The sequence below is a fragment of the Cupriavidus sp. C3SS-1 genome, assembly GCF_057073755.1.
The window spans coordinates 1943242-1965267 of sequence record NZ_CP172700.1 but is presented as its reverse complement, the minus strand read 5'-3'; the positions used below and the strand labels follow the sequence as shown (position 1 = coordinate 1965267).

Annotated in this window: 20 protein-coding genes; 14 read left to right on the top strand and 6 right to left on the bottom strand. The window is 66.5% G+C overall.

Translation table 11 applies throughout. From position 1 onward, the window contains the following. The first annotated feature begins 39 nt into the window (after positions 1 to 39). From ACIGJC_RS25040 to ACIGJC_RS25020, 5 genes are all read left to right on the top strand, one after another. Positions 40 to 1002, top strand: coding sequence for a WD40/YVTN/BNR-like repeat-containing protein (locus ACIGJC_RS25040; RefSeq protein ID WP_483712086.1), 963 nt, complete (start codon positions 40 to 42; stop codon positions 1000 to 1002). A 28-nt stretch (positions 1003 to 1030) separates the two neighbouring features. Beyond that, positions 1031 to 3472, top strand: a complete 2442-nt coding sequence (locus tag ACIGJC_RS25035) for an efflux RND transporter permease subunit (protein WP_483712085.1) — start codon at positions 1031 to 1033, stop codon at positions 3470 to 3472. Between the two features lie 28 nt (positions 3473 to 3500). Next, entirely contained in the window at positions 3501 to 4742 is a 1242-nt protein-coding gene (locus tag ACIGJC_RS25030) for an NADH:flavin oxidoreductase (protein ID WP_483712084.1), read from the top strand. Between the two features lie 71 nt (positions 4743 to 4813). After that, positions 4814 to 5899: a 3-ketosteroid-9-alpha-monooxygenase, oxygenase component gene (locus ACIGJC_RS25025; protein ID WP_483712083.1), complete on the top strand. Its 1086-nt coding sequence runs from the start codon at positions 4814 to 4816 to the stop codon at positions 5897 to 5899. 2 nt (positions 5900 to 5901) lie between these two features. Further along, positions 5902 to 6693 (top strand): SDR family oxidoreductase, encoded by a 792-nt coding sequence (locus ACIGJC_RS25020; protein ID WP_483712082.1) that lies wholly within the window; start codon positions 5902 to 5904, stop codon positions 6691 to 6693. A gap of 116 nt (positions 6694 to 6809) precedes the next feature. Here ACIGJC_RS25020 and ACIGJC_RS25015 read toward each other — a convergent pair whose 3' ends face one another. From ACIGJC_RS25015 to ACIGJC_RS25005, 3 genes are all read right to left on the bottom strand, one after another. Continuing rightward, positions 6810 to 6923 (bottom strand): hypothetical protein, encoded by a 114-nt coding sequence (locus tag ACIGJC_RS25015; protein WP_483712081.1) that lies wholly within the window; start codon positions 6921 to 6923, stop codon positions 6810 to 6812. A gap of 64 nt (positions 6924 to 6987) precedes the next feature. Next, positions 6988 to 7182: a 3-keto-5-aminohexanoate cleavage protein gene (locus ACIGJC_RS25010; protein WP_483714386.1), complete on the bottom strand. Its 195-nt coding sequence runs from the start codon at positions 7180 to 7182 to the stop codon at positions 6988 to 6990. A 185-nt stretch (positions 7183 to 7367) separates the two neighbouring features. Further along, positions 7368 to 8747, bottom strand: a complete 1380-nt coding sequence (locus ACIGJC_RS25005; protein ID WP_483712080.1) for a DUF1329 domain-containing protein — start codon at positions 8745 to 8747, stop codon at positions 7368 to 7370. 1178 nt (positions 8748 to 9925) lie between these two features. Between ACIGJC_RS25005 and ACIGJC_RS25000 the strand changes: the two genes are divergently transcribed. Continuing rightward, positions 9926 to 10624 (top strand): hydrolase, encoded by a 699-nt coding sequence (locus ACIGJC_RS25000; RefSeq protein ID WP_483712079.1) that lies wholly within the window; start codon positions 9926 to 9928, stop codon positions 10622 to 10624. Between the two features lie 73 nt (positions 10625 to 10697). Continuing rightward, positions 10698 to 10895: a hypothetical protein gene (locus tag ACIGJC_RS24995; protein WP_483712078.1), complete on the top strand. Its 198-nt coding sequence runs from the start codon at positions 10698 to 10700 to the stop codon at positions 10893 to 10895. 516 nt (positions 10896 to 11411) lie between these two features. Here ACIGJC_RS24995 and ACIGJC_RS24990 read toward each other — a convergent pair. Then, positions 11412 to 11936 carry a MarR family winged helix-turn-helix transcriptional regulator gene (locus tag ACIGJC_RS24990; protein WP_483712077.1) on the bottom strand — a complete coding sequence of 175 codons (525 nt, stop codon included), beginning with the start codon at positions 11934 to 11936 and terminating at the stop codon, positions 11412 to 11414. Between the two features lie 338 nt (positions 11937 to 12274). Between ACIGJC_RS24990 and ACIGJC_RS24985 the strand changes: the two genes are divergently transcribed. From ACIGJC_RS24985 to ACIGJC_RS24955, 7 genes are all read left to right on the top strand, one after another. Next, on the top strand, positions 12275 to 13261 hold the full coding sequence (locus tag ACIGJC_RS24985; protein ID WP_483712076.1) for a Bug family tripartite tricarboxylate transporter substrate binding protein: 987 nt from the start codon (positions 12275 to 12277) through the stop codon (positions 13259 to 13261). Between the two features lie 19 nt (positions 13262 to 13280). After that, positions 13281 to 15611: a xanthine dehydrogenase family protein molybdopterin-binding subunit gene (locus ACIGJC_RS24980; RefSeq protein WP_483712075.1), complete on the top strand. Its 2331-nt coding sequence runs from the start codon at positions 13281 to 13283 to the stop codon at positions 15609 to 15611. Then, a complete protein-coding gene (locus tag ACIGJC_RS24975; protein ID WP_483712074.1) occupies positions 15604 to 16470 on the top strand; it encodes an FAD binding domain-containing protein in 867 nt (288 codons plus the stop codon). The genes ACIGJC_RS24980 and ACIGJC_RS24975 overlap by 8 nt, the downstream gene beginning before the upstream one ends. A 9-nt stretch (positions 16471 to 16479) precedes the next feature. Further along, on the top strand, positions 16480 to 16956 hold the full coding sequence (locus ACIGJC_RS24970) for a (2Fe-2S)-binding protein (RefSeq protein ID WP_483712073.1): 477 nt from the start codon (positions 16480 to 16482) through the stop codon (positions 16954 to 16956). Next, positions 16946 to 17695, top strand: a complete 750-nt coding sequence (locus tag ACIGJC_RS24965; RefSeq protein WP_483712072.1) for an SRPBCC family protein — start codon at positions 16946 to 16948, stop codon at positions 17693 to 17695. The genes ACIGJC_RS24970 and ACIGJC_RS24965 overlap by 11 nt, the downstream gene beginning before the upstream one ends. Before the next feature lie 149 nt (positions 17696 to 17844). After that, positions 17845 to 18669: an IclR family transcriptional regulator gene (locus ACIGJC_RS24960; RefSeq protein ID WP_483712071.1), complete on the top strand. Its 825-nt coding sequence runs from the start codon at positions 17845 to 17847 to the stop codon at positions 18667 to 18669. 12 nt (positions 18670 to 18681) lie between these two features. Then, positions 18682 to 19713 carry a Bug family tripartite tricarboxylate transporter substrate binding protein gene (locus ACIGJC_RS24955; RefSeq protein WP_483712070.1) on the top strand — a complete coding sequence of 344 codons (1032 nt, stop codon included), beginning with the start codon at positions 18682 to 18684 and terminating at the stop codon, positions 19711 to 19713. A gap of 12 nt (positions 19714 to 19725) precedes the next feature. On the opposite strand, the gene ACIGJC_RS24950 is transcribed toward ACIGJC_RS24955, so the two are convergent. Beyond that, positions 19726 to 20562 carry an IclR family transcriptional regulator gene (locus tag ACIGJC_RS24950; protein WP_483712069.1) on the bottom strand — a complete coding sequence of 279 codons (837 nt, stop codon included), beginning with the start codon at positions 20560 to 20562 and terminating at the stop codon, positions 19726 to 19728. A 155-nt stretch (positions 20563 to 20717) separates the two neighbouring features. Next, entirely contained in the window at positions 20718 to 21857 is a 1140-nt protein-coding gene (locus ACIGJC_RS24945; RefSeq protein ID WP_483712068.1) for an FAD-dependent monooxygenase, read from the bottom strand. Positions 21858 to 22026: the final 169 nt, after the last annotated feature.

Below are 22026 nucleotides of genomic sequence, written 5' to 3'. Positions count from 1 at the left end.
ACGAGGCCGCCTGCCACCACTCCAAACGGAGGAGACATCATGAAACGACTGATCGGCATCGCCATGTCGCTGGCCGTGCTGGCCACCGCGGTGTGGGCCTTCGCGCCGCGTCCGCTGCCGCCGTTCCCGGCCACCGCGCTGCGCCCCGACGGCCTGCAGATCAACGGCATCGCCCGCGCCGGCGAACGCCTGGTCGCAGTCGGCGAGCGCGGCAACATCCTGCTCAGCGATGACCAGGGCCGCTACTGGCGACAGGCCGCGGTGGACAAGCCGCAAGGCGCCACGCTGACGCAAGTCGCCTTTGCCGACGGCCGCCAGGGCATCGCGGTCGGCCACAGCGGCCTGATCCTGCGCACCGAAGACGGTGGCGCGCACTGGCAGCAAGTCGCCTTCGACGAACAATCGTCCGACCCGCTGCTTGGCGCACTGGCACAGGCCAGCGGCCCATGGTTCGCAGTGGGCAGCTTCGGCCGGTTCCTGGTCTCGCACGACCAGGGCAGGCATTGGGAAGCCGCCGCCGACAAGGTTATGCAGGACCGCCACCTCAACGCCATCGCCGCTGACCGGCAGGGGCGCCTGATGCTGGTCGGCGAAGCCGGCCTGGTGTTGCGCTCGACCGATGGCGGCAGCCACTGGGAGCCGCTCAAGACCCCCTACGACGGGTCGCTGTACGGCGTGCTGCCGCTGCGCGACGGTGCCTGGCTGGCCTTCGGCATGCGCGGCAACGCGCTGCGCAGCGAGGACTTCGGCACCAGCTGGCAGGCCGCGGAAACCGGCCTCAGGACTTCGTTCTTCGGTGGCGCCGAACTGGCCGATGGCCGCATCGTACTGGCCGGGCAGGGCGGCATGCTGGTGATGTCCGCCGATGGCGGGCGCCACTTCGCGGCGCTGCCGGCCGGCAGCCCGCAGACCCTGGCCGCGCTGGTCCCGACCCGCAAGGACACGCTGGCACTCGGCGGCAATGGCGGCCTGGCCGGCGCCACGCTCGCCGCCAATCACTGAACCCGCCCGACCGGACGCGAGAACGATCATGACCCGCCCCCATTCCCCCGGCCGCCTGGGCCGCTTTGTCGACGCCTGCGCCAGCGTGCTGTTGCGCCAGCGCCGCCTGCTGATGTTGCTATGCCTGGCCGTGACCGTGGCGCTTGGCTTCTCCGCCACGCGCCTGCGGCTCGATCCCGGCTTCAACAAGATGATCCCGCTGCAGCACCCGTACATGCAGGTGTTCACCAAGTACGCGAGCACCTTCTCCGGTGCCAATACCGTGCTGGTGAGCCTGCGCTGGAAGGGCGACGGCGATATCTACAACGCCGCCTTCATGGACAAGCTGCGCCACGCCACCGATGAAGTGTTCTTCATCCCCGGCGTGGACCGCTCGCGCGTGTTCTCGCTGTTCACGCCGAACGTGCGCTACACCGAGGTGACCGAAGCGGGCTTTCGCGGCGACGTAGTGGTGCCGGGGCGTTTCTCCGGTGCGCCGGACGAACTCGACAAGGTCCGCCGCAATGTGGCGCGTTCCGGCCAGATCGGCCGGCTGGTCAGCAACGACCTGAAGTCCGCGCTGATCCGCGCGGAGCTGCGCGAGACCGACCCGGCCACCGGCAAGACCATCGACTACGGCTCGGTGGCGCGCCAGCTCGAGAAGATCCGCGCGCAGTTCAGCGGCACCGATGTCGAAGTCAACGTGGTCGGCTTCGCCAAGCTGGTGGGCGATGTCGAGGACGGGATCGCGGGCGTGATGGGCTTCTTCGCACTGGCCTTTGCCGTCACGGCGCTGCTGCTGTGGCTGTACACGCGTTCGCTGCGCATCACGGTGCTGGCATTGGCGGTGGCGCTGCTGCCGGTGTGCTGGCTGTTGGGCCTGCTGCCGCTGCTGGGCTACGGCATCGATCCGATGTCGATCCTGGTGCCGTTCCTGATCTTCTCGATCGGGGTCTCGCATGCGGTGCAGATGACCAACGCCTGGAAGCAGGAGGTGGTGCAGGGGCTCACTGCACTGGATAGCGCCGGCGCGGCCTTCCGCAAGCTGTTCATTCCAGGCACGGTGGCGTTGCTGACCAATGCGCTGGGCTTCATGGTCATCATGCGCATCGAGATCGATATCGTGCGCGAGCTCGGCATCACCGCCTGCCTGGGCGTGCTGCTGATGATCGTGACCAACAAGGTGTTCCTGCCGATCCTGCTGTCGTACACGCGGCTGGAGCCGTCGGCGCTGGCACGCGCGCAGGTGCAGCGTGCCCAGGCCGGCGGCGGGCTGTGGCGCAGGTTCGGCGCACTGGCGCGTCCGGCGCCCGCACTCGGGGTGTTCGTGGCGGCGCTGGCGCTGCTGGCCGTCGGTGCGATCGAGTCGCGCGGCCTGAAGATCGGCGATGTCGGCACCGGTGCGCCGGAGCTGCGTGCGGATTCCCGCTATAACCGCGACAGCGCGAATATCGTGAGTCAGTACAACATCGGCTCGGATGCGTTGACCGTGGTGGCGGAGCCGACCGGCTTCGACGACGGCTGCCTGCACTACCCGGTGATGAGCGCGGTGGAACGCTTCGAGATGCATATGCGCGGCGTGTCCGGCGTGCAGTCGGTGATCAGCGTGTCGTCGCTGGCCAAGGTGGTGATCGGCGCCTACAACGAGGGCAATCCGCGCTGGGAAGCGCTGCCGCGCAGCAGCGACGGCCTGAGCCAGGGCGCCAAGGCCTATGACCCGGACAACGGCATGAACACGTCCAACTGCCAGGCCATCCAGGTGCTGATCTACACCGCCAACCATGAAGGCGCGACGATTGCGCACATCATCCGGGAGATCCGCCGCTTCAACGCCACCGACAAGACGCCCAACGTGGCGTTCCGCCTGGCCGGCGGCAATATCGGCGTGATGGCGGCCACCAACGAAGCGGTGGAAGAGGCCGAGGTGGCGATGCTGCTGGCGATCTTCGGCGCGATCACGCTGCTGTGCCTGCTGACGTTCCGCTCCTGGCGCGCGGTGCTATGCATCATCGTGCCGCTGACCCTGGTGTCGGTGCTGTGCAATGCGCTGATGGCGCGGCTCGGCATCGGCCTGAAGGTTTCGACCTTGCCAGTCATCACGCTGGGCGTGGGCGTGGGCGTCGACTATGGCATCTACCTGTACGAGCGCATCCAGCACCAGATCCGCGAAGAAGGGCAGTCCTTGCCGCAGGCCTTCGCCGAGGCCATGCGCCAGCGCGGCTCGGCGGCGCTGTTCACGGCGCTGACAATGTGCATCGGCGTGGGCACCTGGGCCTTTGCCGCGCTCAAGTTCCAGGCCGACATGGGCATCCTGCTGGCCTTCATGTTCCTGGTGAACCTGTTCGGCGCGGTATCCTTGCTGCCGGCGCTGGCGGCGTGGCTGGGGGTGGAGGACGAGGAGCGTGCGCGCGCCGCGGCCAGCACTGCCGCGGTGGCCGCAAGCGGCCAGACAGCAGCGCCGGCGCACGCGCTGAAATCGGACGCGACCTGAGCCACGAAACCGACACCGGAGAGACAAGATGCGCGATACCCAGGCATCCGCCGCAGCGGCCTTCACGCCGCTGCGCATCGGCCCGCTCACGCTGCGCAACCGCTTCATCAAGGCGGGCGCGAACGAAGGCATGACGCCACACGGCCTGCCCACGCAGGCGCTGGTCCGGCATCACCGCGATCTTGCCGCGGGCGGCGTGGGCATGACCACGGTCGCCTACGCGGCCGTGGCCGACGACGGGCTGACTTTCCCGCACCAGATCAGCATGCGCGCGGAGCAAGTGCCGCACCTGCGCGTGCTGACCGACGCTGTGCATCGCGAAGGCGCGGCGGCCTGCCTGCAGATCACCCACGCGGGCTCCTTCACGACCATGCGCCACGGCGGCAGCCGCGCGCCGGGCAGCGCATCGTCCGGCCTCAATGCCTTCGGCATGATGCACGGCGTGTATTTCCAGCGCGCCATGCGCGAGGCCGACATGGCGCGGGTCGCCTGTCAGTTCGCCGAGGCGGCGCGGCTGGCGCGCGAGGCCGGTTTCGATGCGGTCGAGATCCACATGGGACATGGCTACCTGCTCAACCAGTTCCTGTCGCCGCTGAGCAACCGGCGGCGCGATCCGTTCGGCGGCAGCGTGGAGAACAGGACACGCTTCCCTGCGGCGGTGCTGCGGCTGGTGAAGGATGCCGTCGGTGCCGGCCTGGCGGTGTGCTGCAAGCTCAGCGTCAGCGACTGCGTGCCGGGTGGCAACCAGCCCGGGGACTCCGCCGCGACCGCGCGCATCCTCGAGGCGGAGGGGGCCGATCTGCTGACGCTCAGTGGCGGGCGCAACGTGGAAAGCCCGTGGGCGCTGTTCGGCAGCCCGATGCCGACGGCGCAGATGAAGGCCGCGGCGCCCACCGCGCTGGCCCGCCTCGGCATCACCATGCTTGAGAAGCGCACGCCGCGCGACCTGGCCTTCCGCGAACTGTATTTCCTCGAAGCATCGCGCGTGGTGAGGCAGGCGGTGCGCATGCCGCTCGCATACGTTGGCGGCGTCAAGTCGATCGGCAATGTGGCGCAGATCATGGAAGAGGGCTTCGACGGCATCGCGCTGGCACGTGCGCTGATCCATGATCCCGCGCTGGTGGCCAACTGGCATCGCGGCACGGTGCAGCGCTCGGCCTGCGACAGCTGCAATGGCTGCGTGGCCCGTATCTACGACCCCGCCGGTGTCAGCTGCGTGCATGGTCCCGGCAACGACCCGGCGCTGGCGCGGATGGTCGCAATGCAGTAGTCCGATGGGACGATGAGCCGCCGCCCGGACGCTCTTATCTTGAAGTTCCCACGGGATATCAAGGAGACACCATGAGCACGAACGGCATCAGCGGCTACAAGATCGAATCACGCCCGCCCGCGGAGCGCTACGCGCGCGGCTGGCACTGCCTCGGGCTTGCCGACGCCTACCGCGACGGAAAGCCGCACACGCTGGACATCTTCGGCCGCCGCCTGGCCGCGTTCGCCGACTCGACCGGCGCCATCCGCGTGATCGACGGCCACTGCCCGCACATGGGCGCCGACCTCAGCACCGGCACCGTGCAGGGCGACAACCTGGTGTGCCCGTTCCACGGCTGGCAGTGGGGCGGCGACGGGGGCTGCAAGTCCATCCCCTACTGCAAGCGTGTGCCGCCCAAGGCGCGCGTCGGCGCCTGGGAGACCTGCGAGCAGAACAAGTTGCTGTTCATCTGGAACGATCCGGAGGGCCGCCCGGCGCCGCCGGAAGTGGCCATCCCGCGCATCGACGCCTGCTATTCGCCGGAGTGGTCGGACTGGGCCATCGACGAGATGGTGATTGGCACCAACTGCCGCGAGCTGGTCGACAACATCTCCGACATGGCGCATTTTGGCGTGGTACATGGCTCGCCCGTCGACTACTTCGCCAACCTGTTCGAAGACCACAAGGCCACGCAACTGATGATCGGGCGCAGCGCGCGCCTGTCCGGCGACGCGCGGCTGACCGCGCTGTCCACGTATTTCGGGCCGGCTTACCACATCACCGAGATGACCGGCCAGATGGGCGACCAGCAGATCCACTCGATCCTGCTCAACTGCCATGTGCCGATCGACCTGAACAGTTTCGTGCTGCGCTATGGCGTGCTGGTGAAGAAGATCCCGGGGCTGTCCGAGGAACAGAACCGCGCCATGGCGCAAGCCTATGTGGAGCAGGCGCGCGCTGCGTTCTACGAGGACGTGGCGATCTGGGACCGCAAGATCCGCATCGACAACCCGTTGCTGTGCGAAGGCGACGGGCCGATGTACCAGATGCGGGACTGGTACCAGCAGTTCTACACGGACGTGGAACAGGTGCGCGCGTCCAGCGTGGCGCGGCGCGTGGTCGAGATGAACCTGGCCAACATCGAGCAGCCGGTGCTGCGGCACGTGTTCGAGGGTTGACCATGAGGACCGTGGTGGTTACCGGCGCCGCGTCCGGCATGGGCGCGGCGGTGCGCCAGCGCATGCTGGCCGACGGCTGCCGGGTGATCGGCGTGGACCTGCGCGACGCGGACATCCTTGCCGACCTGTCCACCGGGCAGGGGCGCGCTGGCGCCATCGATGCCGTGCTGTCGTGCGCGGGCGGCCGCATCGACCAGTTGGTGTGCTGCGCCGGGCTGGGCCCGCATGTCGACCCCGCCACGCTGGTGGCGTCGGTCAACTACTTCGGCGTGGTGGCCTTGCTCGACGGTTTGTTCGAGGCGCTATGCCAGGGCTCGGACCCGGGCGCGGTGGTGGTGTCGTCGAATTCGGCCACGCTGCAATCGTGGGAGGGCAGTCCGCTGCGCGATGCCTATCTTGCCGGCGACGAGGACGGCGTGCTGGCCATGGTGGCAGCCGCCGCGCAGGCCGAAGCCACGCGCGACCAGGCCGGCTTCATCGCCTACGCGAGCTCCAAGCATGCGGTCACGGCCGCCGCGCGGCAACGCGCCGCGGCGTGGGGCCGGGCGGGGGTGCGCCTCAATGTGGTTGCGCCGGGCGCGGTGGAAACGCCGCTGTTGCAGGCGGGGCTGAACGATCCGCGCTACGGCAACGCCATCCGCGACTTCGTGTCGCCGCTGGGCCGCCGTGCCCGGCCCGAAGAGGTGGCCGCGCTGATTGCCTTCCTGTGCGGGCCGGATGCTGCCTACCTGCACGGCAACGTGGTGTTCATCGACGGCGGACTCGATGCCGCGCAGCGGCCGCTGATGTTCTGAAGCGCACGCTGGAACCCGTCCTCCTGTCTGACGGAACCTTACGAGTCCCGCCGCGTATCGACGCGCGGCGGGGCATAGTCTGCGCAGACGTTGAGGGAATGCCGTTCAGCTCAGGCTCAGGATTTCGCGAGCCTGGGCCGCGGTCGCGACAGGGCGGGCATACGCTCGCAAAGCTCGGCAACCTGGCGCACGAGCGCGGCATTGGACGGGGCGAGCCTGTTCTTGTCCATGCGCACATTGTCCTCTAGCCCGGTGCGGCAGTGCCCCCGAGTTTGAGAGACCAGCGAGCCATCGTCATCTCATTGCCGGCCGTGAGCGGCCACCGGTGGACACCTGCGTGATCATGCCCGGCGCGTGCTTGCGAATGCCTTCCAGCACCAGTGCGAAACGATCTGGATTTGACGTAGGGGTTTCGTCATCGTTGCGTACGTGGAGATGAACCAGGGTCGCGCCGGCTTCGAATGCCGCCTGGCACGCCGCACGCCGCACGCCGCACGCGGAGCGGAAGGTCGGCTGTGGGCTGGTGCGCTGCCTGCGCGCGCGGCGGCCCGCGGTCACGATGACGCGGACCGGCGGTGTGAGGCTTCAGCAAAAAAGCCCTTGCCGTGCGGCAAGGGCGGGTGTGGGAAGAACGGCCGGGCGAAGGGTCCGCCCGGCCCGGCGGTGTGCCGCGATCAGGTGCCCGATCCGCGCGCTGCGTCCGGCGAGAAGAGCGCCTCGCTGAATTCCGGGCTGCTGTTGAGCTTTGCCATCGGGCCCTCGTTGGTCAGGCGGTCGGCCAGGTAGGCGCCGGAGATCAGGTCGTGGTAGAACACCGTGGCGGCAGAGAAGCGGCGCGCATCATAGGCGTAGACCAGGGCCTGCAGGTTGGTGCGCCACAACTGGCCGCGGCCATCGTAATTGTCGGCGGCCACCGACTGCCAGGTGTCTTCGTCGAGATACAGCACACGCTTCGCATACTGGTGGCGGAAGCCCGGCTTCAGCGTTGCCTCCAGGACCCATACGCGATGCAGCTCGTAGCGCATGACGTCCGGGTTGGCGTGGCCATTCGTCAGCAGGTCCTTGTACTTGACCGAAGCGCTCATCAGCTTGTAGCTGTGGTACGGGACGTAGATCTCCTTCTTGCCGACGATCTTCCAGTTGTAGCGTTCGCCCGATCCGTTGAACAGGCGGTCGTCATCCACCGTGCGGAAGCCGCCGGGGCCCTGGGGCTGGTCAAAGCCGAACTCCGGCGCCTGGCGTACCCGGCGTGTGCCCGGGTTGTAGATCCACGTGCGGTTGGTGTCCGAACCTTCCTGGTCCCAGACGGTGTACCCCACGATCACCTGGCCGCGGTCACGCAAGGGCAGATCGGTTGCCGTGCGGAAGAAGGTGCGTTCGTTGAGGGGGTTCTTCGGGTCAAATTTGCCGTTGTTGCGCGGTGAAAAAATGCTGTACGAGACCCGGCCCCATGCGATCGATCCGTTCGGATAGACCACGGCCTGGTCGTACTGGGCCTTCTCGGTGCCGATGGCCGCGGAGAATCGCTGGTTCCACAGCAGTTCCATGGCCGTCTTCGGAATCGGGTACGGCACCTGCGGTCCGGCATCCTTCAGGCCATTCGCATCGGGCGTCATGCTGACGGTAGTCGCGTAGGTGCGGATGTCCTTGTACGCGGCGTCCTCGTAGCGAAAGTCGCGATGGCTGGGGTACACCGGCATCTTGAAGGTCTCGGGGTACTTCTTGAACAGCGCCTTCTCGCCTTCGCTCAGGCGCTCGGCATACTGCGCCATGTTTTGCGCGGTGATGACGAACAGCGGCTTCTCGTCGGCATACGGATCGGGATAGCGGTCGCCACGCTGGTATTTGACGTGAGGCGGAGTGCCCTGCCACTTGCCCGACCAGGCCGGGATGTCGCCGTCCTTGCTGCCGGCACGCTCCGCGCCCATGGGGGTAAGGGTGCTGTCAAGCTGCTTGAGTTCTTCCGGGGTGGCCGCTGCCCACGATGCCGCGGCCAGTGCCATGCTGGTGATCAGCACGCTGCCGCGCAACAGGTGTTTTGTTGGGGATGTCATTGAAGTCTCGCTCCTTGTAAGGGATTGCCCGGCGGCGCCCGCGCCGGTACGGAAGCCGTCGGCATTTTCCCGACGGCGGCCGCAGGACCGATTTGATGGGCTCTACGGCGCATTGTCGCGGGACCGGGCACGCGGGGCGTGTGTCGGTGAAGACAGGGTAGAGAGCGGGGGCTGATGGTGAATCGTTGGAATGGACTAGAGGGTTTCCCTAGCCTAGGGTGGGGCGTTCTTGGCACGCGCCGCGGTTTCGCTGGTGTAGCCATCGATGAAGGTCAGCCTTGGCCGAGATCGGTGCGCCTCTGTTTCATTGCAACACCTCCACTGCTTACGCAGCGTCTAGTGTTGCATCGACGAGTTGAATCCACGAACCATATGGGGCGATGGACATACGGGTGGACCTCACCTAGCGACTCCGAAACTTCAATGAAATCTGGGTCTGATGCGTTACTGCCGCCGGCGGCGACCGTCTCCAAGGCCTCAACGAGAACGCTGTAATCTCTCGGGTGCCACAGAATTGCAAGAGAAGCCGAGTTGCCATCAAGGGACGTCGCCGTTATGACTACACCTTGCTTCTCGATCTTGCAGCTTTCAAAGGTCGCGGCAAAGTCATCCCGTACCACCAAGACTCTCCTTCCGGGAAAAGTCGCCCTTAACTGTGCCACTTTCTCAGTCAATGCTTCATACATATCGTGGTTGTACATTGACGCCCCCGAGCCGTTACCGCGAATCCGAGGCGTTCAAATGCGCCCCAAGCTTATCGTTGCAAAAAGCTACTGTAGGGCGCAACCTGGGGTTCGAATTGATCTAGCCCAAACCGAAATAGGGCTGCGAGCGCTTCGTGCCGCTCATCTCGCCACGGCGGAGGGGAGATCAGCACACTGTGGGCGCCGCTCGAATGAAATGCCCGCAGCGAGCGGCTCCAGGAAGCTGCCGGAAAGGATCGACGCCTCCTTATCTTCGCAACGAAGTGCAGATAACCACCCCCTCGATCTTCGACGACTGTTCAATAATTTTGAATGACTGTGACAGCGATACGTCATTCTCTCCGGGGTGACGGTCGCTATAGTTCTGCACATGGATGGCGAAACAAGAACCAGCAAGCCAATCAGAGCGCCGGATGCGCGGTCCGGCAACACCTCAAACTTATTGAATTACCCTTTTATATACCGGAGAACATCATGTCGAACGCCAAACTGCAAGTCCTGACCCCGCGCAACAGCCAGCTCATCATCATCGACCATCAGCCCCAGATGGCCTTCGGCGTGCAGTCGATGGACCGCCAGACCATGAAGAACAACGTCGTGGGCCTGGCCAAGGCAGCAAAAATCTTCGACGTGCCGACCACTATCACCACGGTGGAAAGCGATTCGTTCTCTGGCTACACCTACCCCGAACTGCTCGACGTGTTCCCAGGCAAGCAAACGCTGGAGCGCAGCTCGATGAACTCGTGGGACGACCAGAAGGTGCGCGACGCGCTGGCCGCCAACGGCAGCAAGAAGATTATCGTCGCTGGTCTGTGGACCGAGGTCTGCAATACCACGTTCGCCCTGAGCGCGATGCTCGAAGGCGACTACGAGATTTACATGGTGGCCGACGCTTCTGGCGGCACGACGAAGGAAGCACACGACTACGCGATGCAGCGCATGATCCAGGCCGGCGTGGTGCCGGTGACGTGGCAGCAGGTCATGCTGGAGTGGCAACGCGACTGGAAGAACCGCGAAACGTACGACGAGGTCATGGCCGTGGCCAAGGAGCACTCGGGCGCGTACGGCATGGGCGTTGACTACGCCTACACGATGGTGCACAAGGCCGCCCAGCGCACGCAGACGCCGCACCAATCGATTGCTCCCGTGCATGCGCCGGTGACTGAGTACTGATATCCAAGGTCGGTGGCGCGGCATTGAGAGCCGGGCCACCCCGAATACGCGCACTGGAAGGGCGGCAACCGCTATGGCACGCGATCACAAACTCAGTCGCAAGGTGGAAATGGCCGCGGTCGCCTTCGCGACGGGATTTTCGGCTCACGGGCACACCTCTTCGTCCCTCGGGGTAGTGGCTGGAACGCTGGCGGTTTGCGCCCTGGTCGCACGCAGCGCGTTCAACAAGTGCTCGCCGAAGGCGGACCTGGTGTTGCTGCCCCAGACATGATCAACGTCGCGGTGCGCGTTTAGCTGGGGGCGGCATCACTTGCATGGTCGAGTATTTCGACGCCGGCACCGGGACGCGCTCAAGAGCGTTCCCACGGCAAGCCTAATCCGGTGTTCCCGGACGGGACCATATTGGCCTTCCGGGCGGGAAACATTCCGATGCGCTCCGATGAATGGTTCACGGCGACACAAGTCATCGACATTTTTTCCGCTTTCCTGAACCGCACTTCGCTGCCGGCGTTAGTTCGGTGGAGACCAGCTCCAGGCTTCCGAAATACCAAACTTCTGGTGGGGCGAGCCCCCTGATCGCATACGCTTGAACTGCAAATGTATCCATCGTTAAACCAAGAACAGCGCGTTCTATGTGACCGGTTCAATGCCAAGTTCACCGAATGCGGGTGCCAGCGCGGACGTAGCCGGAGAAGTCAACCTTTCTGCATTACCCATTAAGCGACCGGGAAGAGGGCGTCGATCTTTCGCAATCGGTACTAGTGTGACCGGCAGGGAAAAGTGTCCCTTATCCCTGCCCCTTCAGCAATTTCTTCAACCCCAGATAGACCGCCCGACGCTCCTCCGGCTCCAACTGCCGGATTACGTCCGCCTGCCCGCGCCGGGCCAGCGGCATCACCTCGTCATGCAGGGCAATCCCGGCTTCCGTCACGCTGCAGATCAGCTTCTTGCGCGGCGTGTTCCCTTCCGTCTCCAGCAACACAAGCCCCCGTTCCTCCAATAGCCGCAGCGTGCGGCTGACCAGTGCCTTGTCCGACGTGGACTGCACCACCAGTTCCGCGAAGGGCAGCCGCCGCGCGTAGGCCAGCAGCGCCAGGATGCGCCATTCCGGCACGGTCAGCCCGAACTGTTCGGCATAGGGCTGGGTCACCGTGCTCCTCAGCCGGGTGATGAGCTGGCTCAGCATGGTGGTCAGGAAGTTGTCCACCGTCAGGCCGCTGCCGGCTTCGTCCAGGTCCGTCCAGGGGCTGTCGTCCGTGCGGGGCGCCGGCTGAACTTGCTGGCCTGTTGCAGGCCCGGTTTTTCGGGTCATCGAGTTTTTCCAGTTGAGATGGATTGGACGCATGTGCCGCGCGGGCGGGCTGCAAGCGGCGCGGAGGGCGCCTGATTGTCTCACGGGCGAACGCTTTGCCCGCTTGTGCGCACATTGCGCCTTAGCTTTCGAAAAATGTAAACGTTTTTATGTCAATAGGTGGTTAACGTAAGTTGAGTAGTCAATAAACCCGACCTACGATAGGTGGTTCCTGTAGTGAACATGCGTTTTACTAATAAAACATCCGTAGAGATGTTTCCCATCGAGCCACCCCCTGTCTTCGCGTTGAGCACAACCGACCAGATTCCCGCCGCGGAGCGCCCCCACAGGAGCTGTTGATGAAACGAGACCGCCGACTTTTCCTTGCCGCCACTGCCTTGGCGACACTGGCGCTTGCCGCGGGCAGCGCGGCCGCCGCCGCAGCCTATCCGACCAAGACCGTGACCATGGTGGTCGCCTATCCGCCGGGCGGCGATACCGACGCCATGGCGCGACTGTATGCAGACAAGTTGTCCGCGCGCCTCAAGCAACCGGTGATCGTGGAGAACCGGCCCGGCGCGGCGGGTGTAGTGGGAACCTCGTTCGTGAGCCGCGCGCCGGCCGACGGGTACACGCTGCTCTATACGCCGAACCCGTTCACGCTAGCGCCAATGGTGCTCAAGCTGGCCCCGGCGGCCAGTTATGACCCGCTGCACGGCTTCACGCCCGTGATCCAGACCGCGGTGCAGGCGGTGCTGCTGGTCGCCAATCCGGCCGCCGGCGTCAAGACGGTGCCGGAGATGATCGCCGCCGCGAAGGCCGGCAAGAACTTTACCTATGGCAGCCCGGGTGCGGGCTCGCCGATGCACATTGCCGGCGAGATGCTGAACCGCGCCGCCGGCGTGAAGATCCAGCACGTGCCGTACAAGGGCGTGGCGCCGGCCGTCAACGACGTGGTGGCCGGTCACGTGAACTTCGCCTACGTCACGCTGGGCCCGGTCGCGCAGTACATCAACACGGGCAAGCTGATCGCGCTGGCCATTACCGATGCCAAGCGCTCGGCGCTGCTGCCGAACGTGCCGACGCTCGCCGAGCTCGGCTACAAGGACGTGGTGGTCGGCGCATGGCATGGCGTGATGGCGCCCAAGGGCACGCCGCCCGAGGTGGTGAAGGTCCTCAACGCGCAGCTCAACGACGTGATCAAGCTGCCGGACGTCGCGGAAAAGATGGCGACCTTCGGCGCGCTGCCGGTGGGCGGTGCGCCCGCGGCGCTCGAGAAGGTCAACGTGTCGGACTATGAGCGGCTGGGCAAGGTCATCCGCGACATGGGCATTTCGGCGGAATGACGCAGCACGCAGCAGAACCATGCAACGCAAGACGCAGGAGGCCGGCATGAGCCAGTCCATCGTGGGAGCATCCACGCCGCAGGTGACCGCGCGGGAGAAGGTCATGGGACGCGCGCAGTATGCCGGCGACATCAAGCTGCCCGGCATGCTGCACGCCAGGGTGCTGCGCAGCCCGCACCCGCACGCGCGCATCGTCAGCATCGATACCTCGGCGGCGAAGGCGCAGCCGGGCGTCAAGCTGGTGGTGAGCGGGCGCGATACCCCGACGCGCCTGTGGGGGCCGCACCGCAAGGAGCAGCGCATCCTGGCCGTGGGCGTGGTGCGCCATGTCGGCGAGGAAGTCGCGGCCGTGGTCGCGGTCAGCGAGGAAATCGCCCGCGATGCGCTGGACCTGATCCGCGTCGAGTACGAGCCGTTGCCGGCGCTGCTGAGCCCCGAAGCCGCGCTGGCCGCTGGCGCGCCGGAGATCCATGCCGGCACGCGCAATATCGGCCATGAGATGCACATCGAGCGCGGCGACGTGGAAGCCGGCTTCGCCGAGGCGGCCGCGGTGTACGAGGCCACCTACGACATGCACTCTCAGTACCCGGGCTACCTGGAGCCGATGGCATCCGTGGCGACGCAGGACGGCAACGGGCGACTGACCGTGTATGCGTCGACGCAGTCGGTATTCCTCGCGCGCAGCCGCCTGGCCGAGGCGCTCGATCGCCCGGCGTCGACCATCCGCGTGGTGCAGGCCACCACGGGCGGCGGCTTCGGCGCCAAGATCGTAGAGGAAAACAACAGCCTGATTTGCGCATTTCTGGCAACGAAGCTTGATCGTCCAGTACGGATGGTCAACAATCGTCTCGAAGATTTCCAGGGCGCGCGTGCGAGCGTGCCGGCGAGGGTGTGGCTGCGCATGGGCTTGTCGGCCGACGGCCTGATCGTGGCCAAGGACGTGCGGATCATTGCCGAGTGCGGCGCCTTTTCAGGGCTGGCAGGCGATGTCATGCATGTCAGCGCTATGCGCAGCGACAACATGCACCGCGTCACCAACGTGCGCTCCCATGCCGTGCTGGCCTATACCAACAACCCGCCGCGCGGCGCCTTCCGCGGCTTCGGCGGGCAGCAGATGCAGTTCCCGCTGAACTGCCACCTGACCGTGCTGGCCGAGATGATCGGCATGGATCCGATCGAGGTGCACAAGCGCAATGCCATCGGCCGTGGCGAGACCAGCGTGCATGGCTGGCAGATCGGCAGCACCGGCATGCAGGAATGCCTGGAGACGACGCGCAAGGCCATTGGCTGGGACGCCAAGCGCGACGCGCCGCGCGGCACCGGCACGCGTCGGCGCGGCGTGGGCATTGCGGCGGCGATGCACGTCAGCGGCAACCGCACGCTGGGCAACTGGGACGGCTCGACCATCCTGCTCAAGCTCAATGAAGATGGCCGCGTGATGCTGCAGACCAGCGAATGCGACATGGGGCAGGGCGCCAACACCATGCTCAGCCAGCTCTGCGCACAGGAGATGGGGATTCCGCTGTCGCACGTGACCGTGATGGCGCCGGATACGGATACCTCGCCGTTCTGCCTCGGATCCCTGGCGTCGCGCGTGACCATCATCTCGGGCAACGCGGTGCTGCGCGCCGCGCGTGAAGCAAAGCAGAAGGTGATGGCGCTGGCGGCGGAGAAGTTCGGCGTGGATGCGGAAAGCCTGCTGTATGCCGATGGCCGCGTCGGCGTGCCGGGTCAGCCGGACAAGTCCGCCACGCTCGCCGAGATCGCGCGGCTGCATATCTTCCGCCACGACGGCGAGGGCATCCACGTGCGCGCCACCTACGACGCGCCGACTGTCATGCACGACGCCAACTACTACGGCAACGTCGCGCCCGCCTATTCGTTCGCGGCGCAGGCGGTGGAGGTCGAGGTCGATACCTGCACGGGCCGCGTGACCGTGATCGACAGCTTTGTCGCCGACGACTGCGGCAAGGCGATCAACCCGCTCGCGGTGCATGGACAGACCCACGGCGCCACGGTGCAGGCAATCGGCTGGACGCTCTACGAGGAACTTCGCTACGAAGACGGCCGCCTGCAGAACGGCAACTTTGCCGACTACACCATGGCTACGGCCGATGCGCTGCCGATGCTGCGCACGGATCTCGTGGAGTCCAACGATCCCAATGGCCCGTTCGGCGCCAAGGGCGCGAGCGAAACGGCGATCCTGCCCGGCGCGGCGGCCATCGCCAACGCGGTGCATCACGCCATCGGCATACGCATCCACTCGCTGCCGATCACGCCCGAGAAGGTGCTGGCCGCGCTGCGCGAGCGCAATGAGACGGAGAAGGAGAGGGAGGCCACCCATGCGTGATTTCGAATTCCTGGAACCGGCGACGGTCAGTGAAGCCAGCCGCATGCTGGTTGACCTTGGCGACAACTGCCGCGCTTACGCGGGTGGCACTGCGCTGATGCTGGGCATGCGCCAGCGCATGCTGACGCCGAGCCACGTGGTTTATCTCGGCAACCTGGACGCGCTGCGCGGCATCACGTTCGATCCGCGCCAGGGCCTGCGCATCGGCGCACTGACCTTGCATGCCGAGGTGGCGCGTTCGCCCATCGTGCAGGCGCACTACCCGATGCTCGCCAGCATGGCCGCGCGCGTGGCCAATCCGCAGGTGCGCAACCAGGGCACCATCGGCGGCAATCTTTGCTATGCCGATCCGGCCACCGATCCGCCAGGTTGCCTGATGGCGCTTGGGGCGCAGCTCGTGCTGAGCGGGACCGCTGGCGAGCGCGTGCTGGCGATCGAGGATTTCCTCGTTGACTACTACGTCACGGCACTGATGCCGGGCGAGATCGTCACCGGGATCCGCTTGCCCGCACCGGCAGCGGGCGCGGACGGGCGCTTCGCGCGCTTCCTGCGCACGGCGGCAGAACACCGGCCGCTCGCCAGCGTGGCGCTGTCGGTGCGGCGCGAAGGCGATGTCTGCGTGGAAGCCCGGCTGGCCGTCGGTGCTTCCACGCCGATCCCGGCTCGCCTGCATCGCGCCGAGGCGCTGCTGGCCGGCAAGGCCGTGACCGCGGATCTCGCCGCCGAGGCCGCGGACATCGTAGCCGCCGATATCAACGCGGTTGCGGATATGCGCGGTTCGGAGGACTTCCGCCGCCACATCGTGCGCACCGTCGCACGCCGCACCATCGCCGAGTTGTTCGGCGTCGCTGCGGACTGAGGAGTTGCCATGAGCAAGATCACCATCGATGTCACCGTCAACGGTGAAGAACACACCGTCGAAGTCCCGGCGCGGCGCATGCTGTCCGACCTGCTGCGCGACGACCTGAACCTGACCGGCACCAAGCGCGGTTGCGAGACCGGCATCTGCGGCGCCTGCACGGTGCTGGTCGACGGCGAGGCCGTCAAGTCCTGCCTGATGCTGGCCGCGCAGGTGCGCGGGCGACACGTCATGACCGTGGAAGGACTGGCCGCCGACGGCGAACTGCACCCGCTGCAGCAGTGCTTCATGGAATGCGGCGGGCTGCAGTGCGGCTACTGCACGCCGGGCTTCCTGATGACGTCGTGCGCGCTGCTGGCCAACAACCCCAACCCAACGGAAGAGGAAGTCCGCCGCGGCCTGAACGGCAACCTGTGCCGCTGCACGGGCTACGTCGGCATCGTCGAATCCATCCTGTCCGCCGCGGAGAAAATGCGTGGAAATTGAAAAGACCCTGGTCACCACGGCGCCGCCGGCGCGCGTGTGGGAACTGCTGCTCGACCCGAACGTGATGGGCGCCTGCGTGCCCGGCATGGAATCGATCGAGGTCATCAGCGATGTCGAGTACATCGCGCACATGGCGGTGAAGATCGCCTTCATCAATGCGCGCTTCCGCCTGCATACGAAGATCGTGGAGACGCGCGCGCCGCACTACCTGCGCACCGAGGGCACCGGCGAGGATGCGTCCGTTGCCAGTTCCCTGCGCCAGTCGAGCGAGATCTTCCTGACGGAGCAGGAGGATGGCTCGACGCAGTTGCGCATCACGGTCCAGGTCGATGTGCTGGGCCGCCTCGGGACCTTTGGCCTGAGCGTGATGAAGACCAAGGCCGACCGCATGTGGGACGAGTTCGGGGCCAACCTGCTGGCGCGCCTGTCGCGGCAAGGGGCGCAAGCGGTGTCGACCGCGGCACCCGCCGCGGTCGCTGCGCAGCAGCCCGCCACCATGCCGGCGGTCGCCGTGCCGGCGCCGCTCGCTGCCCACAACGGCAATGCCGCCAGTGCGCCGGCCGTGAGTGGCAATGGCGGCGGGCTCCTCGCGCGGCTGTTCGGCCGTGCGCCGGTGCAGCGCGGGCCGCACTCGGACATCTGCGTGGAACTGCGCCGCCGTGACGAAACCATCGTGGTGCGCTGGCCGGCCCAGTATGGGGAGCAGTGCGCTGGCTGGTTGCGCGACTACCTGAAATAAGCGCGGGGTTTGTCGGCGTGATGGGTACCCTACGGGGCTCAGGCGTGATATATGGGACAGCTACGGATGCGCGGAGTGGCGGGAGGCCGCTCCCGCCGCACCTCGCACTGCATCAAGATCGCCATCATTCGCCATAGCAGAGACAAACCATGACCACCGAATCGCCGCCCGATGACGCCCAGGACAAGTACATCGTGCCGGGGCTGGAGCGCGGCTTGCGGTTGCTGGGAGAGTTCAGCAGCCGCGAGCGCACGCTGTCGGCCGCGGAACTGGCGCGGCGCCTGAAGGTGCCGCGCTCGACCGTTTTCCGCCTGCTGGCCACGCTGGAAATGATGGGCTTTGTCGAGCGCACCGATGGCGGCCGCGAATTCCGGCTCGGCATGGCGGTGCTGCGCCTGGGCTTTGACTACCTGGCGTCGCTGGAACTGACCGAGCTGGGCCGCCCGCTGCTGGACCGTCTGCGCGACGAAATCCATTACCCGTGCAACCTCGTGGTGCGCGACGGGCGCTCCATCGTTTATGTGGCCAAGTCCGTGGCGCCGCGTCCGTTTGCCAGTACGGTGAACGTGGGCACGCGGTTGCCGGCGCATGCCACGGTGCTCGGGCGCGTGCTGCTCGAAGACCTGTCGCTCGACGAGCTGCGCGCCCTGTATCCCGAATCGCGGCTGGAGGTGTTCTCGGAAAGCACGCCGCGCACGGTGGAGGAACTCTACGACATGGTGCAGCGCGACCGCGAACGCGGCTATGTGCTGCATGAGGGCTTCTTCGAGGCCAGTATCTCGACCATTGCAGCGCCCGTGCGCGACCGTACCAGCAAGGTGGTGGCGGCGCTGGGCGCGACGATTCCGGCATCGCGCATCGATCCGGAGCAACTCGACAACATGGTGGAAAGGGTCAGGGGAGCCGGCGCCGAACTGTCGCGGCTGCTCGACTATCGTCCGCCCGAACCGCCCCGGCCGTTTGGCCTGGGCTGAAACCATCTACCGATGCAGCGAAGTCATTTCTGTCAGGCCGTCGAGCAGGCCGTGGTCCCAGGCCGGCGCCGCTGGCTCGCCGCCATGTCGGCGGGTTTGCTCGTAGCGGCCGGCCTGGCGGCGCAGAACGCCGGGGCCGCCTGCGCCACCGTGCGCATCGTCGTGCCGTTTCCGGCCGGCGGACCGGCCGACCAGTTGGCGCGCACGCTTTCGCACGGGCTGCAGCAGCGGCATGCGAACGTTCCGTACATCGTCGACAACAAGCCCGGCGCCAACGGCAATATCGGCATCGACGCCGTGCGCCGTGCCGCGGGCGATGGCTGCACGCTGCTGGTCGTGCCGGCCGGCAACCTGACCATCAATCCGACGCTGTTCCCCGCGCTGCCGTACCAGGTGGAGCGCGATTTCCGGCCGGTATCGCTGCTGGCCAGTTCGCCCAACGTGCTGGCCGTGCATCCGTCGGTCAAGGCGAACTCCGTGCAGGAGCTGATCCGGCTCGCGCGGCAGTCGGCGCAAGCCGGGACGCCGCTTGGCTATGCCAGTCCCGGGGTTGGCAGCGGCCTGCACCTGGCCGGCGAACTGTTCCGGCACAAGGCCGAGGTGACGCTGCTGCACGTCCCTTACAAGGGCACGACGCAGGCCCTCAATGATGTGGTGGGTGGCCAGGTGCCGCTGCTGCTGGGCACGTGGCCGACGCTGGCGCCGTTTATCCAGTCGGGCAAGCTGCGCGCGCTGGCAGTGACGCAGTCTAAACGGTCCCCGGCGGCACCGGGCGTGCCGTCGCTGGCCGAGCAGGGGGTGACCGGCATCGACGTCAGTTCCTGGTACGCGTTGCTGGTGCCGCGCGCCACGCCGGCGGCAGCCGCCGACGGGCTGGCCGCCGAAGTGCGGTCGTTGCTGGGCAGCGCTGACGTAAGGAAGGAACTTCAGCGCCAGGGCATGGAGCCTCTGGCCAGCACGCCGGAAGCGCTCGCTGCCCGCATCCGCGAGGAAACGGCCGCCTGGGCGAAGCTGATCCACGAATACGGCATCAAGCCCGAATAACGGCGGGCCGTGCTACCGCGTCCGGCTGCTTCCGGTGCGCTCGCCGAGCAGGGCGGACAGGTCGCGTGCCGCGGTCTTGACCTCACGCTCCACGCGTTCGCGCAATGTGCCGTCGGCCTCGAAGCGCTGCTGCGGACCGGCCACGCTGATGGCGGCAATCACCTCGCCACTCGCGTCGCGCACGGGTGCGGCGCAGGAATCGATGCCGGGTTCAAAGGCGGAGAAGCTCCACGCGCAGCCGCGTTCGCGGTCGGCGCCCAGGATCTCGCCCAGGCGTGCATGCGTGGACGGGCTCTGGCCCGTCACGGTCGGCAGCGGGTCGTCTCCGAGCAAGGCGCGCAATGCCTCTGGCGGCAGATCCGCGATCAGCATGCGGCCGGGCGTGGTCAGGTGCGCGGCCACGCGGCTGCCAACCTGGATATTGCTGACCAGCGAGGTATTGGGCATGTCGCGCAGCAGGTAGAGCGCATGGCCGCCATCGCGCACGACCAGGTAGGCCGAGAGCTGCAGCGAAGCGCTCAGGCGCGCCAGCACGCGCCGGGCAAACGTCGTCAGGTCATTGGCCGCCAGCACGCGCGCGGACAGCTTCAGGAAGCCGAAGCCGATCTCGTGCCCGCCCTGGGGCAGGCGTTCGAGCATGCCTTCATGTTCGAGCGTGGCGAGCAGCCGCATCACCGTGACGCGGTTCACGTCGATGCGCCGGCCGACCTCGCTGAGGTTGGCGGTCGAGCCGCCTTCGGCAATGAAGCGCAACAGCCGCAGGCCGCGGATGACGGGGGAGACCAGTTGCGGGCTGGCGTCGTCGGTATCGGCAATGTCGTCGGTTTCGGGGCTTGGTGGCTTGGGCATGGTTATCGGGAAAGGCAAACGGCCGCGCAGGCGCGGCCGTGAAAACTGCTGGCATTGCTGGAACCGCCTGTCGGTCTGCTCCCTCTCCCGCAAGCGGGAGAGGGAGCAGACCGTCGGCAAGTCGCGCATATCGCTAATCGCTAATCGCTAATCGCTTATCCCAGCGCAACGTTCCAGGCGTCGTAATCGTACACCCAGTCGGCATTGCCACCCTCCTTGAGCCAGGCATTGCTGCGCGAGCCGATCTGGATGCGGCTGGTGCGCGCATGGCGCGCGCGCTGATAGCGCGCCAGCGCGGCCGGCACGGCGGCATAGCCGTCGCCCGCGGCGTCGGCCAGGCAGCGCGCCAGCACTACGCCGTCCTCGATCGCCATGCCCGCGCCTTGCGCCATGAACGGCATCATCGGGTGGCACGCATCGCCCATCAGCGTGACGTGGCCGTCCGACCACGACGGCAGCGGATCGCGCACGTACAGGGCGGAGATCAGCACGTCATCGCAGGCGTCCAGCAAGGCGCGCGCTTCGGGGTGGAAATCCGCGTAGGCGCTGCGCAGGTCTTCCACGCGGCCCGGCGTGGTCCAGGACTCATGGCGCCAACTTTCCTGCGCCACGGTGGCAAAGATAAAGATGTCGCGCCCGCGGTTGAGCGGGAAGGTGACGATCTGCGAGGCCGGATCCGTGCCCCACCACTTGGTGAAGGCGTTGAGGTTGGGCACGCCAGCCAGGCGCTCGGCCGGCACCACGGCGCGGTACGCCACGACGCCGGTGAAGATTGGGCTTTCCGGGCCGAACAGGGCGGTGCGCACCATCGAATGGATGCCGTCCGCGCCGACCAGCACGTCGACCTTGTCTTCGCTGCCATCGGCAAAGCGCACGGTGATGTCGCCGCCATTGCGATCGATCGCCACAGCCTTGTGGCCGAGCCGCACATGGGCGGCCGGTAGCGCGCTTTCCAACGCGCTCATCAGGTCGGCGCGGTGCATGGTCAGTTGCGGCGCGCCATAGCGCTGCTCGGCCTCGTCGGACATGGGCAGGCGCGAGGTTTCCTCGCCCGTGTCCCAGGTACGGCTGATGCGGTGGGTCGGGCGCGCGGCGGTTTCGCGCAATGCGTCGCCGACGCCAAGCCCGTCAAGCGCGCGCACGGCGTTAGGGGTCAGGTTGATGTCGGCGCCAACCCGCGCGAAGCGGGGGGCCTGTTCATACACGGTCACATCCATGCCGAGCTTGCGCAAAGCAATCGCCGCTGCAAGGCCGCCGATGCCGGCGCCGTTGATGCCGATCTTCAATGAATTCATGTGGTCTGCCTCTTGTCTGCCAGTGATGGGGGCGCCAGCGCGGATTACGCGAAATCCGCAGCTGCCGGCATATGTTCATAAATGAACGTATTGTTCATAAAAGTTTATGCGCGAAAAATGCCGCGCGTCAAGCCATACATGGAACAAGGAGACAAGGAGGCCTGCGGTA